Annotated in this window: 10 protein-coding genes and 1 pseudogene; 5 read left to right on the top strand and 6 right to left on the bottom strand. The window is 56.6% G+C overall.

The window, feature by feature from the left end:
• The first annotated feature begins 14 nt into the window (after positions 1-14).
• From AB4O25_RS01520 to cysN, 5 genes and pseudogenes are all read left to right on the top strand, one after another.
• Positions 15-791, top strand: coding sequence for a PIG-L deacetylase family protein (locus tag AB4O25_RS01520; protein ID WP_116079670.1), 777 nt, complete (start codon positions 15-17; stop codon positions 789-791).
• Between the two features lie 742 nt (positions 792-1,533).
• Positions 1,534-2,432 (top strand): annotated as a pseudogene (cysD, locus tag AB4O25_RS01515) (sulfate adenylyltransferase subunit CysD); the annotation flags it as partial.
• Between the two features lies 1 nt (position 2,433).
• Positions 2,434-3,402, top strand: coding sequence for an FAD/NAD(P)-binding protein (locus AB4O25_RS01510; RefSeq protein WP_460150353.1), 969 nt, complete (start codon positions 2,434-2,436; stop codon positions 3,400-3,402).
• Positions 3,360-3,854, top strand: coding sequence for a hypothetical protein (locus AB4O25_RS01505; protein ID WP_460150352.1), 495 nt, complete (start codon positions 3,360-3,362; stop codon positions 3,852-3,854). Before AB4O25_RS01510 ends, AB4O25_RS01505 begins: the two co-directional genes overlap by 43 nt.
• Before the next feature lie 2 nt (positions 3,855-3,856).
• Positions 3,857-5,770 (top strand): sulfate adenylyltransferase subunit CysN, encoded by a 1,914-nt coding sequence (cysN, locus tag AB4O25_RS01500; RefSeq protein WP_460150932.1) that lies wholly within the window; start codon positions 3,857-3,859, stop codon positions 5,768-5,770.
• A gap of 102 nt (positions 5,771-5,872) precedes the next feature.
• On the opposite strand, the gene AB4O25_RS01495 is transcribed toward cysN, so the two are convergent.
• The 6 genes from AB4O25_RS01495 to AB4O25_RS01470 all read right to left on the bottom strand — a co-directional run bounded on the left by AB4O25_RS01495 (position 5,873) and on the right by AB4O25_RS01470 (position 15,636).
• Positions 5,873-6,880, bottom strand: a complete 1,008-nt coding sequence (locus AB4O25_RS01495; protein ID WP_460150350.1) for a glycosyltransferase family 2 protein — start codon at positions 6,878-6,880, stop codon at positions 5,873-5,875.
• A gap of 84 nt (positions 6,881-6,964) precedes the next feature.
• Positions 6,965-9,097, bottom strand: a complete 2,133-nt coding sequence (locus tag AB4O25_RS01490) for a hypothetical protein (RefSeq protein WP_460150348.1) — start codon at positions 9,095-9,097, stop codon at positions 6,965-6,967.
• Positions 9,098-9,278: 181 nt separating this feature from the next.
• On the bottom strand, positions 9,279-10,817 hold the full coding sequence (locus tag AB4O25_RS01485; RefSeq protein WP_017526945.1) for a glycosyltransferase family 4 protein: 1,539 nt from the start codon (positions 10,815-10,817) through the stop codon (positions 9,279-9,281).
• Positions 10,817-13,450, bottom strand: coding sequence for a glycosyltransferase (locus AB4O25_RS01480; RefSeq protein WP_017526944.1), 2,634 nt, complete (start codon positions 13,448-13,450; stop codon positions 10,817-10,819). Before AB4O25_RS01480 ends, AB4O25_RS01485 begins: the two co-directional genes overlap by 1 nt.
• A complete protein-coding gene (locus AB4O25_RS01475; protein WP_017526943.1) occupies positions 13,443-14,828 on the bottom strand; it encodes an ABC transporter ATP-binding protein in 1,386 nt (461 codons plus the stop codon). The genes AB4O25_RS01480 and AB4O25_RS01475 overlap by 8 nt, the downstream gene beginning before the upstream one ends.
• Positions 14,818-15,636: an ABC transporter permease gene (locus AB4O25_RS01470; protein ID WP_460150345.1), complete on the bottom strand. Its 819-nt coding sequence runs from the start codon at positions 15,634-15,636 to the stop codon at positions 14,818-14,820. The genes AB4O25_RS01475 and AB4O25_RS01470 overlap by 11 nt, the downstream gene beginning before the upstream one ends.
• Positions 15,637-16,005: the final 369 nt, after the last annotated feature.

The following is a 16,005-nucleotide window of genomic DNA, read 5'->3' as shown; positions in this document are numbered from 1 at the left end:
TAGCGGGTACCGACATGAAGCCAAGTTCTATATTTTTGATGGCCCACCAGGACGACGAGTTCGGGGTATTCCATCAAATCGAGCACGAGTTGAAAGCTGGCCGTTGGGTCCGTTGTGTATATGTCACCGATGGGGCTGCCACTGCTGATTCCGACCGTCGAGATCTGGAATCGCGAGCCGTCCTCCAAAAATTAGGGGTTGCAACAACCGACATCCTTTTTGTTGGCCGACAATTGTCAATTGGTGATGGTCAGTTACATCAACATGTTGGCGTATTTGCAGACTGGCTGGATGGTTTCTTTAATGATCATTCAACGCTTCAGTCGTGTTTTGTGCCTGCCTGGGAAGGCGGCCACCCTGATCATGATTTGTTGCACGCTATTGCGGTGGAGTTACTGACGACTCGTGCGACCTCGGTCACCGTCAGGCAGTACTCCCTTTACAATGCTCGAAATTGCAAGGGGCCATTCTTCCGCGTCTTATCACCACTTCCAGAAAATGGGCCCGTTGAACAACAACCTATTGCCTGGCGAGATCGGCTTCGATACATAAGGCTTTGCCTGTCATACCCTTCTCAATGGAAAACTTGGCTGGGCTTATTTCCATTCGTGGGCGGGCATTATCTGTGTCATGGCGTCCAGCGCTTACAAGATGTCAATCGCCAGCGACTGGACCAGCCTCCGCACCAGCAACCTCTTTATTACGAACGACGCGGCTTTCTCGATTGGCCTACGATGCAAAAAGCTATTGCTGAGTTGCAGCAAAAATTGTCGGGTTTGAACCCACCGTAAATGATCGCCCCCCATTGAGCCGGGGGGTCGCATCCACCCTCTCGGCAGCGGGCATTCGCCTTCAATGGGCCTCCTTGCCGGCACCGCATGCCTGCATCAGTAAAAGCACAAAATGTCGCACTTTGCTTTACTGCTTCAAAAAAAAGCGTAGATTGCTTTTTACATGCAGAGAAAGCAGGTCAATTTAGAAATGGCACATTTTGCGACACCCGCTGACGCCGCGTTGCTCGGCTTGGACAGTGAAGACGTCTGGGATACCGAGCGGGCCTTTGCGCACCTCAAGGCGTTGGGCAAGGCGGATACCAAGCGCACCGCAGAACGACGCCTTCACACGCTGGGCCTGCTTCCTAACGAACTGTCAGAGCACGACCTGCGGGACGAACTGGATCGCCCTGCGAACCAACTCATTCTGCATTGGGCTCTCGAACAGGCGCGCAAACGGCGCGACCGTGTGCTCTTTGCCCAACTCTACCCTCTGCCCAGCGGCAAGCCGGCACTGCATGCCAACGATGCCAGGGGCGCACGCTTCTGGGTACCGCTCGCCAGCGCCGAAGATGAAGTCATTCAAAAAGCCTTGGGCGCACTTCAGCAGCACCTGGGCAAACCCATTGCGCTCTTTGCGCATGGTCAGTTGGTCGGCGTAACACGTTCAATGCATCCGAACGCCAACATCCATTTCTGCCCACAAACCTTCAAACCCGTGCTCCCCGCGCACTTGCACCTCCCCAGCCCTCACGCCGAGGTGCAGCGTTTTGCGCACCTCAAACGCCTGGAAGCCGAAAGCATCCACGTTATTCGCGAGGCTGTCGCAGAGGCGCAAAACCCGGCCATGCTGTACTCCATCGGCAAAGACAGCGGCGTCCTGCTGCATTTGGCGCGCAAGGCTTTCCTTCCTTCTGCGCCGCCCTTCCCTTTGCTGCACATCGACACGCGCTGGAAATTCCAGGAGATGTACCTGTTTCGCGATTTCATGGCGCGCGAAACCGGTATGGAGATGCTGGTGCACACCAACGCGCAGGCGATCGAGAAGAACATCAACCCCTTCGACCACGGCTCGGCCCTGCATACCGATATCTGGAAGACAGAGGGCCTCAAACAAGCGCTGGACCATTACAAATTCGATGTGGTTTTTGGTGGTGCCCGTCGCGATGAAGAAAAGTCCCGCGCCAAGGAGCGGTTTTTTCCTTCCGCAGCGCCACTCACTGCTGGGACCCGAAGAATCAGCGCCCGGAGCTCTGGAACCTGTACAACACCCGTAAAAAACAGGGTGAGAGTATCCGGGTTTTCCCGCTTTCCAACTGGACCGAACTCGACATCTGGCAATACATCTACCAGGAAAAAATCCCGGTTGTACCGCTCTATTTTGCACAGCCTCGGCCAGTGGTGGTGCGGCCCGAAATGACCATGATGGTAGACGATGACCGGTGTCGGCTGTTACCGGGCGAGGACATTCAGATCAAGAAAGTGCGCTTTCGAACGCTGGGCTGCTACCCCCTCACCGGCGCGATAGAGTCTGATGCGCAAACCCTGGAAGACATCCTGCTGGAAGTTGCCAACACCCGACAGTCCGAGCGCCAGGGCCGCGTGATTGATGCCGACAGCGCCGGCTCCATGGAGAAGAAAAAAAGGAGGGATACTTTTGATGCCCACACATTCGACTTCAATACTCATCGTCGGCGGGGGATTCAGTGGCACGCTCACTGCGATTCATCTATTGCACGCCACCGCCGGTCAAAGCCTCTCGATCACGCTGGTCAACCCCGCATCGGCACTGGGTCGTGGCCTTGCCTATCGCAGCAACGACGACAATCAGATTCTGAATGTGCCTGCCGGCAATATGAGCGCGTTTGCCGAGACACCCTCGCACTTCGTCGAGTTCTGCCAGGGCATTGACCCGTCGATCAACCCAGGCAGCTTTGTATCGCGCCGCCTCTACGGACGCTACCTGGAGCAATGCCTGCACACAGCGGTTTCAGCACACCCCGAGCGCTTTCATGCGGTGGAGGGGGAAGTCGACGAGGTTCACGCGCTCCCGGCCAAAGACGGGTTCACGGTCAATCTCGCGTCAGGACACTGCTTTATTGCCGCGCATGTGGTCCTGGCCATGGGGCATCAGTTGCCACGCTTCCCACTGGCACTGGACGAGAAGACGCGTGCTTTCGTGATAGACGCCTGGGACTTCGACAGCATGAACCGGCTTGCGCCCGACGCATCCGTTCTGATTATCGGAACCGGCCACACCGCAGTGGACGCGCTCTTTCATCTGACGCAGCAAGCTCAACCGCGCATGATCACGATGCTTTCACGGCATGGGCTTTTGCCTCAACCTCATCGACTGAACCCCAACCCGCCCCCCGTTGGCCAGTACCCGGAATACCTGGGTGAGGCGCCATTGCGTATGCGCACGCTGCTGCGCCGACTGCGGCAAGAGGTCGCGCGCCACGCCGACTCAGGGGGGACTGGCGTGATGTACTCAACCAGCTTCGCCCCCACACGCCACGGCTCTGGCAAGCACTATCGCTGGTCGAACGGCGGCGGTTCCTACGCCATGCGGTGGCCTTCTGGGACGTGCATCGCCATCGCCTGGCGCCGCAGGCCGCCGACCGCCTGAACGCTCTGCTCCAGACACAGAAGGTGCAGGTGCTGCCGGCACGACTATTGGCCATGCACGTTTGCGCCGCTGGTGAGCTGAGCATTGAACTCAGGCCACGGGGCCAACAGGCCGCGCAAACACTTGCGGTGACAGCGATCGTCAATTGCACCGGCCCGAGTATGGCGATTGGCCCGAGATCGCAGCGCTTGTTTCAACAACTGGTCGCAGACCAACTGCTGACCCCTTCCCCTTGCGGCTTGGGCCTCCAGATCAATGACCGATATCAACTCATCGGTGCGCAGGGGCATGCAGTAAAGGGGTTGTGGTACGTGGGCCCGATGCTCAAGGCGCGCCACTGGGAAGCCATCGCCGTACCTGAATTGCGCGTACACGCACAGCAGCTTGCACGGGAACTGGCCAAGCAATTGGCTGCATGTTCCGCGCTGCCTGCTCAACCCGAGTCAGTCTGAATATGCCTACTATCAAATCGCGCCTGCGCAAGCCTCAACCCGCGCCACACACACTGAGCCTGGCTGACCTCTTCGAGCAGCAGCGCCATCAAGACTTGCTGCGCTTCATTACCTGCGGCAACGTGGACGACGGCAAGAGTACGCTGATTGGCCGCCTGCTCTGGGAATCCCGGCACGTCTTCGACGACCAGCTACGTGACCTGCAGATCGACTCCAAACGCCATGGTACGCAGGGCAATGAGCTGGACTTCGCACTCCTCGTCGACGGGCTGACTGCCGAGCGTGAACAAGGTATTACCATCGATGTGGCCTATCGCTTTTTCTCGACGCCTCGGCGCAAGTTCATCGTCGCCGACACCCCGGGGCATGAGCAGTACACCCGTAACATGGTCACAGGCGCCTCAACCGCCGATGTTGCGGTGTTGTTGGTCGATGCTCAACGAGGCGTGCTCACCCAGACTCGACGGCATGCCTACCTGGCGTCGCTGCTAGGTATCCGCCACATCATTTTGGCCATTAACAAGATGGATCTCGTGGCTTACGACCGGCAGGTCTTTGACACAATCCGGGCGACCTTCCAAACGGTGGCCGAATCACTGGGCTTTCAAACCCTGACGGCCATTCCGTTATCGGCGCTCAAGGGCGACAACATCACCACTCGGTCAGCCAACACGCCCTGGTACACGGGCCCAACCTTGTTCAGCCACCTGGAAACCATCGAGGCCCCGCGCTCCAGCGGCGATAAAACGGTGTTTCCAGTGCAATGGGTCAACCGCCCCAATGCCGATTTCCGGGGCTTCAGCGGCACACTTGCATCCGGTGAACTGGCCCTGGGTGACCTGGTACGCATTACCACCTCAGGGCAAACCGCAAAAATCGCGCGGCTTTTAACCGTTGATGGCGACCAGCCCAAAGCCAGTGCTGGGGATGCGATAACGCTGGTGCTGGATCAGGACGTGGACGTCTCTCGTGGGGATGTGATCGCGCGGGCAGATCAGCCGTTGGAAATGACGGATCAATTCGAAGCCACGCTGGTATGGATGGCCGACGAAGCAGGGCTGATCAGCCGGACTTATGATCTGAAGCTCGCCACCCAGTGGGCCGCTGCCAGCATCACCACCTTGAAGTTCCGGGTGAATGTAAACACTCAAGCACACGAAGCGTGCCGACAACTCAGGCTCAATGACATTGTCGTGGCGAACCTGGCCCTCAGTAAGCCGCTGGTATTTGCGCCCTATGCACAATCGCAGACGCTGGGTGGCTTCATCCTGGTCGACCCTTTTACCCAAGCCACCGTGGCCGCCGGCATGATCCGGCACAACCTGCGCCGGGCCCAGAATGTACATCGCCAAGCGTTGAGCATCAGCCGTATAGACCGCGAGCGGCTCAACGGGCATACCGCGAAAGTTATCTGGTTTACCGGCCTTTCCGGCTCCGGTAAGTCAGCCCTTGCCAACGCGCTGGAAAAAGAACTCCACGCTCAAGGCAAGCGCACCTACATATTGGATGGTGACAACGTTCGCCAAGGCCTGAACAAGGACTTGGGGTTCACCGACGCTGATCGGGTAGAGAACATTCGTAGAGTGGCCGAAGTCGCCAAACTGATGATGGATGCCGGCCTGATCGTAATGACAGCCTTCATCAGCCCCTTCAGGGCCGAGCGCGAGATGGCGCGGCAATTGATCGGAGAGGACAACTTCATCGAGGTGTTTGTGGACACGCCACTGGACATCTGTGAGCGACGTGACCCCAAGGGGCTCTACAAAAAAGCGCGAAGCGGTCTGTTGCCGAACATGACGGGTATCAACAGCCCCTACGAAGCGCCCGAACAGCCAGCCCTCAAGCTTGACACGTCGGATCTGGACATCGAGATGACGGTCAAACACTTAATGGCACTGCTGCTCAATAATCGATGAAGCCAACCTGCCGGCCAGGCGCCGGGTAATCAGTTCCAGGGCGGGCACGTCTTCCGACTGCCCGACCTGACTTGCCCCCTGCCCTGCAAATCGCAAGGCAGCTTATACGCGCGGCCCCACATTATTGACGCCGGGTCTGCGAATACTCCGGTGAAGGGGGCGCACGGGAACCGAAGCTACGTCGTAACTGATAAACCCCAGCAGGAACTGTATGCCGGCGATAATCGGCAGCGCCGACATCATTACCGTTCCAGCCGGTGTGGGCACGCCCATCTGGGCGGAACTCACCCAATGGTAGCCACCGTACAAAAGCCCGAAACCCAGAAAGAGCAGGCCCAGCGGCAACTCCAGGGAAGCGACAGACATGTCTCGCAGGTAATAGCTGTAAAAGATTCGCTTGTTGAAGTTGCGCACGTGCTTGACCAGAAACTCGCCGACAATCTTGGAGATTTTCAGATTGCTGACTTCGTCGACATACTTGGCATTCATCGGCACATCCACCACCACCGCGCGGATGGTGTTCAGCCGAAACAGCATGTCCGTTTCGAAAAAGTAACGATGGCTTATTTTTTTGAAAGGCAAGTGCCTGGCCACTGTCACATGAATAGCGGTATAGCCATTGGTGGGATCGAACAGATCCCAATAACCTGACGACAGCTTGGTCATGAACGACAACATTGCATTGCCGAACAAGCGCATACGTGGCATTGCCCGAATTTCTTCCAAATCGAAAAAACGATTGCCCTTGGTGTAATCGGCTTCACCGGCGAGGATCGGCGCAATGAAATCAGGGATCAGGCTCGGGTCCATCTGACCATCACCATCGACCTTCACAATGATTTCCATATTCTCGTCAATGGCGGCTCGATAGCCCGTCATCACCGCACCACCAACGCCCTGATTTTCGGAATGTCGTAGGACAGTCACCCGTTCATCGGTGCAGTTGGCCTCGATGAAATCACCCGAACCATCAGGGCAGCAATCGTCGATAACATAGATACGCACCACTTCAGGACCGATTCCGCCAATCACGCCAAGAATATGGTTCTTGACCTTATAGCAAGGAATCACCACGGCTACTTTGGGTGGAGAACTATTCGTCATGGTCATAATTTTTCCGTTTGCAAGTACGAGACTGACCGTTAGCCAAGCGTGCGGGCAGCGTGCTCCGCAAGGTGCATCCGCCCTTGCACATCATTGGGTGACTTCATACATTTCCACACCCCACAACTCCGCCATTCGCGGGAAATGCTGTTGGATGTACGGGTTAAGCGCCGCACGTACTTCTGGCGTCGTACAGCCATCCATAACGATGTGGCTTACTTGGTTTTCCGCCAGGTAACGTGCGAATTGCGCAGTATCGAGCAACTGTGATTGCCGGCTCGCCCAGCTGTAGTTGTGCCACGTCGTGTAAATGGTTCGACCTTTGAAATAGGCGCCATAAGGGCAACCCAGCAGCAATACCGTGGGGGTTTTGCGCAGCGAAGCAGCGAGGATATTGCCCATGTATTGGTGGGCGTTGAGCATTTCTTCGGCGTAATTTGCCGATGTCACTCCACGATAAGGGCTCGGCGATAGCATGTTCATCGCTGGAATATGCATCATCCCGTTAACAAAGCGGCTCGCCGGCAACCCGAACAGATTCGCGGCAAACAGGCAACCGAGGATGATCATCCACAATACGTTTTGTGGCCGCTTGATAACGATATGCAGGTAGTAGGCGATGCTCATCGCCAGCAGGGCCATACCCGGTAAAAAGTAACGCAGATACTGGATCTGGGCACCAACCGCAACCAGGTAGATCACCCCGATACCCAATGGCACCAACGCCAGCAGGTTGCGCCGGCACACCGCAACCAAACTTCCCGCACAGGCCAACAAAAACAAGATTATCAGCCCCATGGAACCATCACTGGATTCCTCGTAGCGGGACGATTCAAAGGTCATTTTCCAGGGCAAGTCCCAGCTGAGGTGACCAGCCCAACGACCATCCAGGAAGTTGATAGGATCCCAGTAGGGTGATTTGAACACGCCGTTAAAGAACGGAAAGAGTGGGTTGCCGGTCTTCAGCCACGCCACCACGTAAAAAAACAGTGCCAGCGCCAATGCAGCCAAAAGGATCAGCGACAAACGAAGCCGATCGGTGGTCTTGCCGATCTCGCGCCAATTGACCACCAGCACCGCCAGGATCACTGGCGCCAGCAGCAAGCCGAACGTCTTGGTCGCACTGGCGCCTGCCGCGCACAGAGCCGCCAACAACGCCAACTCGATGGATTTGTGACGCAGCGAAGACGTTAACAGGACCGCCGATGCGAGGATGAAACCACACAGGGTCACCTCGATGAACAACCCCGAAACCTCACGCACGAACATCGGCACAAAGGCCAACGCCGCCGCCATGGCCACGCCGGTGGGGCGCAAACGGAAACCGCCGCCCGTAGCGACGAGCGCCAGCATGACGAGAAATTGCAGTACAAGCTCAACCTTGACCGCCTCGACGTTCCCGGCAATGAACATTGCGCTGAAATTAAGCTGAGGCGCGAGTGGCATGACCGCAAATACGTACTCACGGACGTCGTAACCCCACATGCCCTTGCTTTGCATCTCACGGGCGATGCGCATATGCATCGTCATCGCGTCCCCGTCAAACCCGGGATGCACGGACGCCACAATTAGCAACATGATGGACAGAAGCAGGAAGAACCGCGGAACTTTCCAGCCCCCCACCGCTCTCAATTGCCTTGGACGAGAAACGAGAAGCTCGCGCAGCACACGCACGACCTCGCCACGCCCAATCGGAGAAAGCAGCAACAGCGCGCCCATCAGCGCGCCTTCCATGAAACGTGTATTGATCGGGAAAAAACTGAGTGCGGCGAGGATGAGCAAAAACATCGCTTTTCCCACCCAGAATGCCAGCGCTATACGCGCCAGGTCCGAGCGGGCAAGCTGCGCGCGCGCCTTCAGCCCAATAAGCTGATACCCCAACGCGGCGGCAACGAAGCTTGCGGCCAATGCCCATAACGTTGCGACCGGCCCCGCCATGAGGACAAACGCTGCAAGTACCGCCACTACGCCATTGACCGGATGAGGCCGAAAGGTAGCGACAAATGCAACGAGGGTGAGCACCACCACGATGGTTGCGGCGTTGCGTACCTCATAGATATTGCCCCAAAGCGCGGTCAGAGCGCTCGCAGGCTTACCGGTAAGGAACACGATGAGAACTACGCACATTAAACAGGCCAGCAGGACCTGGAGCCCCAGCGGAAAAGTCCCGTTTGCGCGCCACCAGGGAGCCTTGGCACTCAGCTTATTTCGGATAGAACTCACGTACTCGCATTCCTTTATATTCACGGGACATTGGGTAACGTCCACGCCAAAGCATCCATTGACGATATCGGCTGACAGGACGGTACCGCGCACCCACTTCTGCGACCCTTGCCGCTTGGGATAAACCGGGCGCCGACCAGATCATTCAACGGTTCAACAAGCCAATCAGCGAGCGACGTGGCTAATACGCAAGCCCACGAAATGCTTCCCTGACTCTTGCCTGGAAATTGGCACGCGCGAAGCGCTCGATGGACTTTTGCGCTCGTTCACCGATTTGCGCCAGCATTTCAGGCGAAGCGTTAACCAACATCCCCATTTGAGTCGCCAGCATTTCGTAAGTCGAATAACGAAACCCGAGATCCTCACTGGCGACGATTTCCCGCTGGCCGGCCGCGTCGAATACTACCGGAACACAGGCACAAGCCATAGCCTCGCAGGTGGTCATGCCAAAGTGCTCGAAGCGCTCCGGAAATTGTTCGACGCGCTCTCCCCAGCCAGCACCGTGCCAATATATCGACGCCTTGCGATAGTAGGTCAGCAGATCAGCAAAAGGCAGGTCGGGAAGAATATCAATGGGGTGGCCCGCGCACAGTTCCGTGAGGCGATCAAAGTAATCAAGGTGCATCTGGTGCTCACGATGCCGAGAGCCAACAAATACCAGGCGCCAGCCGTCTGGAATGACGCCTTCCTGCCGCAGGCGAATAAATGCGCTCGCGATCTCGTGGTGCTTCTTGTTATGGCCCCCGGCAAAAAAACGCCCGACGGTAAGAATGATTTTTTCTTTTGCAGGCGGACCGTCGAGGCCAAAGAGTTTAGTGTCGATCGGCGGCTGCAATTCGGTGGAGGGCAATTGCCAGCGCCGATCAATCCACTCCGACGTGAAATTCGATATGGATATGATCCGGTCATAAGCTCGCAGCGCATCACGCGGACTGTGTCGTTTAAGAGCCCCTTCACTTCCCCATTTGAGCGAGCGCGTGTCGATACAAGCGCCCAACTGTCGAGAGTCGGATGAAAGCGCCAGTTCGCTCATCACGACCGGCTTGCAAAAAATCGAAAGAAGACGGCTATGGCGCTTATCATTCGGCTTGCAGGGCACGTGCAGGATATTGCCTTCCATGTGCCAAGGCAGCTCTTCGCCATCCAGTCGAATCATTTCAATACCGTTGTAGGCCTCTGGCCACAGAGGAATCCTGACAGGGCGGGACTGTGCGCCAGCCACCATCAAAATAGCCTCGGCACTGATCCAGGCACGCCCATCAGGCTCAACGTCATACACCCCGGCAACTGGCGTAATGACGTCACCTCGCCGACGGCCGATACGCAGTAAGTCTCTCTTGCTGCCGCGCACAAGTTCGCGAACCCATTGCACGGCTCGCCCACGCATCGACGACAAGGCATCGACACGATGTGGAAAATAACAAATCAATGCCGACTTCTTCGCGCGCGGCATCAGCGATGATGAGTAAGTGCTGTTGACGAATAAATCGTAATGCGAAGAACGGGGCGACAATCGCTCGCATGGCTCGTTCGGCCATTCCCGCATGGTGCATCGGGACAGATCCAAGTGAAGCCTTGACTCCAGACGGCTCCAGTCCACAGGTTCAATCGATATCAACTCAACTTCGTGGTCTCTGGACAATATTTCAGCTACCGAACCCGTGTAGTTTTCGCCGCCACCAAACGTATTCCAGTATCGATTGTAAATGCCGATTTTCATTAGCGATCCTTTCGCATTAGTACCCGCAGACGCTTCCCTAAAATAGCGGGAAGCATCAACGTCGCTTTCAGAAGTGCCTTGAACTCGATTTGCTGAGGCGTCATCTCATTCAATGACCTTCCGCGCCACGACAATAAGCCGAGACGTCTATTAACTCGAACTGCCCGCACAAGCACACGGATAAACCGAGCGGTTTGTACCACCAAGTGGCTCGCCCCGGCATTTTTAAAAACGTTAAGCCAGTAATTACGCGTCACGTGGTAGCGAAAAACCGGCGACCATTCACCACTGCTTCCCGCATGAATGTGACGAACCACCGAACGGGGCTCATACAGAAGCTTCCAGCCCGCCTTGCGAATGCGCCAGGAAAGATCGGCATCTTCGTAATACATGAAGAAGCGCTCGTCGAATCCGCCATGGTCGATAAACAGCTTGCGGGGTATCAGCACACTGCAACCGCAAAAAGCCTCCAGCTCCCGAGGCTGATCAAATTGCCCGGCATCGGGCTGATTGATCCCGATATCCGCAGCATTCCCTCGGCCATCAAGGGCGCTGCCCGCATTGTTGACAACCCACTCGGCGTTATTTGCCACATCGGCGGGGACATCGAACTGGAACTGCGCGAACCCTTCATGCACGAGACAAGTGCCGAGCGAATGCCCGTCGCATTCAACTTCCAGGCAAACGCCTTCAGGCCGTCCAACGGCAGTCGCTACGACACTCAGCGTCAGTGGCCCGCCCAGTTGCGCCTCTCCTACAGGTAGCATCAACTCGGCCGTCTCGCCGGTCCAACGCACGACCCGGCCCTCGGGCCAGCGCTCCTCGTGATAAAAACCCTGGCCGACGATAGGCTTTATGTAGGCAACGCCCACAAATGCAGTTTCCGATAGATCGACCGCCACCCCCAGCATCCGCCCATCGTCACCGCCTGGCGATTGAGTCGGCGCACGCAGCTTGATCTTCAGGAACCGTTTGAAATAAACAATTTTAGGAGATACGGCACCCACCTTCTCTCCCGCTGCGGTGCCTTGCGTCCAAGTAGCCACGAGCCCTTCAAGCCACGTGTCGGAAACCACCGTATCGTTGTTGATCAACGCCAACAACGGAGAAGTGGCGGCACTCACGCCCAGATTGTTACCGCCTGCAAACCCGAGGTTGACTTCGCTACGCACGACCTTGACCGAGGGAAACTCCTCACGCAGAAACTCTACAGAGCCGTCATGAGAGGCGTTGTCGACCACAATAATTTCTGCAGGCAGATAGGTCTGGCGCAGGAGGCTCGCGATCAGCTCGCGCAAGAACGCTTTACCGTTGTAGTTGACCGTTACCACGCTGACGTTGGGCGAAATCCGCTTCATCATTTCGGTACGCCGCGCCTCGACGTAGGCAAAATGTTCTTGTCGCGCCGACCAGACTTTATCCTTGTCCTGAAGGATCAGATCCCGCTCATGTGAAATTCGCTGAACCTCTGCGACATGTTCCGTTGCTACCTGCCCGAGGCGCTCGGACCATATCCGATCCTTTTCCGTCAGCATTACATCGCGCTCGTGCGCCAACCGCTGAATCTGCGCGACATGATCAATTTCTATCTGCTCGACACGCTCCGCTAGCGTCTCATCCTTGGCGATCACAATTTGCTGGGCCAGCGCGGCATGATCAGCCACCACCTGCTCGACCCGGGCCGCCCAGATACGGTCCTTCTCCTGCAACTGTTCATCACATTCGGCGACACGCCGCTCCAGCCTTACGGCCAGCCCCTTGCTGTCGCGCAGCGACGAGGTCAGTCGGTCGACAATACTCTGGCTCAACGGCCCCAAGGCATTCAGCAGCACTTCTGTATCAAGTACCGAGACGATCGAATAGATTTCGAGGGCATCCAAACTGATGCGCCCCTTCTCCACCCACGTCGTAACGTCCAGCGCCACTACCGTGGCGGACGAAAGGTGAGCTTCGTCGATATTGCGCGAGCAGCTCAAGCCGACATAGAGCAGCTCACCCACTACGCAGATACCCCGCGTATACCCGTCCAGGACTGCGGCGCGTACAAGCTTGCCGTCCGACGAGTACTCACGGATTTCCTTGGTCTCGGAGTTCGCAAGCAACAGGTTGTTGCCGTAAGGAACCAGGCTGTGGGGTTGCGACAGGCCCTCGATATATTTTTGCCCAGAGAACAAATCCTGAACAAACCCGGCGCCCTGAGTGTTGCCTTTATATCCACGGGTTGTTTCAGACATTCCGAAGGCGGAAAAGACGATGGTGTCTTTCCAGCGGGCCAAGCAGTTCAGGTGCCAGGAGTCGGGCTGCTCAGAAAACGTCCAGCGCTGCGTCTCGATGCCTGCCTCGTTGAAGCAGACAACTTCGTTTCCGGTGGTGCCAACGACGTAGCACAGCTCGCCATCAAACAGCACGTCATGCACGTCATCGACCAACTTCGCGTCACCTGTCAGCGACCAATTGCGATGGCCTGTCAACGACAACCCGGCGGGCTGAAGCCCCAGCAGAACGGAAGCCCCGCTGACATCAAGGCCGGTGCAACCCGCAGAGTCCAGACGGTTTGCCTTCCCCCCATGAACCAAGAAAAGTCCACCGTCATTCGGGCACGAAACCAGCAAACCATCAAACAAGCTATGCATTCATTTCCACCGAACATTCAAAGCCAAAATCGATCAGTTCCGTTGCTCGATTATCGACGACAGGCAATACACGGAAGGCGACCACATCAACCTTGCGATGCAGCACCATTTCTTCTTTCGAATCATCGCAACCGAACACACCCGCATTCAGGAAAAACACGCCGGGGTTCAAATGACATTTAAAGGAGTACTCGACCGATATCCGGGTGCCCGGCTCGACCACTAAAATCGCGTCGGTGGGCCTCGAGGCAGATAATCCACCGCCCAAGGGCATTCCGCTGGATGACCTGATCGACATCCCAAAACGGACATTGGTCACAAGCTGGTCGAAGGATACGTCGTAACGGAAAAGGTAGGTGCGCCCCCGCACCAGCCCATTTACCTGGACGCCTTCAGGGGTAAAGATCCGCGTATCGCCGATCGTCGCCCCACGGGATTCGAACACGATCGTACTCTGGGGTACGAACTCAGGATCAAAGGACTCTTGATCGGCGTCGGCGCTCTCGCTGACGCAAGCGCTGCCCGTCACGACCGGCGCGTCACCTTCCTGCTCGGCGCCGATCGGATCATGGCGATTGGCACGCATTGCCTCACGAAGCTCTTCTCGCGTAGCCGCCGGCGCATAAAGGAGTTTTTGGTAGCTACCGACAATACGTTTCGGCTCTCCGACCGCGAGCAGCTCCCCAGAGTCCAACAAGATAGCGCGGTCACATAAGCCCACGACTGTTGATGCGGAGTGAGAAACGAATAGAATCGTCGCCCCCGAGCTTCGTATGGTTTCTATGCGTGAGAAACATTTGCGCTGAAACAACTCGTCGCCAACCGACAGCGCCTCGTCAACGATAAGAATGTCCGGGTCAACGTTGATGGCTACCGCAAACGCCAACCGTACGATCATTCCGCTTGAATAGCTTCTGATCGGTTGCTCGATAAACGTCCCGATTTCGGCAAAAGCCGCGATATCGTCAAAGCGCTGATCGGTTTCCTCTTTGCTGAGGCCCAATATCGCCGCGTTCAGATAGACGTTCTCACGCCCGGTAAACTCCGGATTGAAACCCGCCCCCAACTCCAGTAACGCGGCAACTCGCCCCTGGGTTTGAATGCTGCCGTCAGTCGGGTTGAGCGTGCCGCAGATCATTTGCAGGAGCGTCGACTTGCCACTGCCATTACGGCCGACTATTCCGACGGTTTCTCCTTTTTTTACCTCAAAATTCACCCCTCTGAGCGCCCAGAACTCTCGATAATACTGGCGCGAACGCATACCGAGCGTGCGCTGTACGGGAGGGAGCACAAACTGCCTGAGCCGGTCGCGAGGCTGGTCGTAGATGTGGTAGCACTTGCTAAGGTTCTCGACCTTAATGGCAACTTCAGAGGACATCAGCAAACCCCTTGCGTGTTTTCTGGAACCAGGCAAAGCCCAACCAGGCAACAAAGCAGGTAGCCGCCAAATAGGCCGCCAAGAGGGCAAAGTCCGGCGACGCTCCGAAGTAAAGTACCGCCCTGGCCTGCTCGATGACGGTAGTGAGCGGATTGAGGTAGAGCAGATAGCGATAGGTTTGCGGCAGTGCCGTGACTGGATAAAAAATCGGACTTAAAAACATCAGCGACATCGTGACCACGCCAATGAGCTGCGAGACATCCCGCAGATACACGCCAAGCGATGCCAGCGCCCAACTCAGCCCCATGATCAACAACGCCAGCGGTAGCAGGATGAGCGGTAGATAAAGCACGGTCAGGTGAGGCGGCCCGATCAGGATCACATAGGCCAGCAACCACACCACCAAGCTGACGCCCATGTGAAACAGCGCCGACAGCAGCGTGACGAAGGGCAGGATTTCCAGCGGAAACACCACTTTCTTGACGTAGTTGACGTTGGAAAGAATAAGGCCCGGCGCGCGATTTATGCACTCGGAGAACAGGTTGAAGACCATCAACCCGGCAAACAACACCAAGGCAAATTCAGCTTTTGAATCACTGCCGCTGCTCCATCGGGCCTTGAACACCACGCTGAAAACAAAGGTGTACACAACTAGCATGAACACGGGATTGAAGAACGACCAGAGCAACCCCAAGGCCGACCCGCGGTACCGCCCGAGCACTTCTCGCTTGGCTGAAGCCCAGATAAGTTGTCGGTAGCGCCATAAGTTGACCAGCATTGCCGTAGGACCCGCAGAATGCACTTGCATCAGGCTATGTACTCCCCGATCGTTACAGGCAAATTGCCACCACCTGATATCTCGGTGAAAAAAATCGCGGGGCTTTTTTGACCGTTTAAAAAGATGCTGCCGTTGTGTTTCATGCTGATCCTTAACCTAATAATCTTGCATCATTCAGGGCTATGGCGTTCCCAGCGAAGCTCGCCGCAGAGCTTACCAGCAGCAAACACAAAGCTGTTGGACGCCATGCCGGCTTGTTGCAGAAAATGGGAATACTTTGCCGCGGCACAGTGCCGCTCGATTTCAGGAGTAAGGTTTTCGCCAATGATGCATCTGGCAGAGGTCTCACCACGAGCCTGGCTGGCATGCCCACGCAAAGCGCTGCCGCAGGTTAATCGA

It is taken from the genome of Pseudomonas sp. S3_A03, assembly GCF_054668275.1.
Note: the sequence above shows the minus strand (reverse complement) of the source record. Positions and strands in the feature narration are given on the sequence as shown.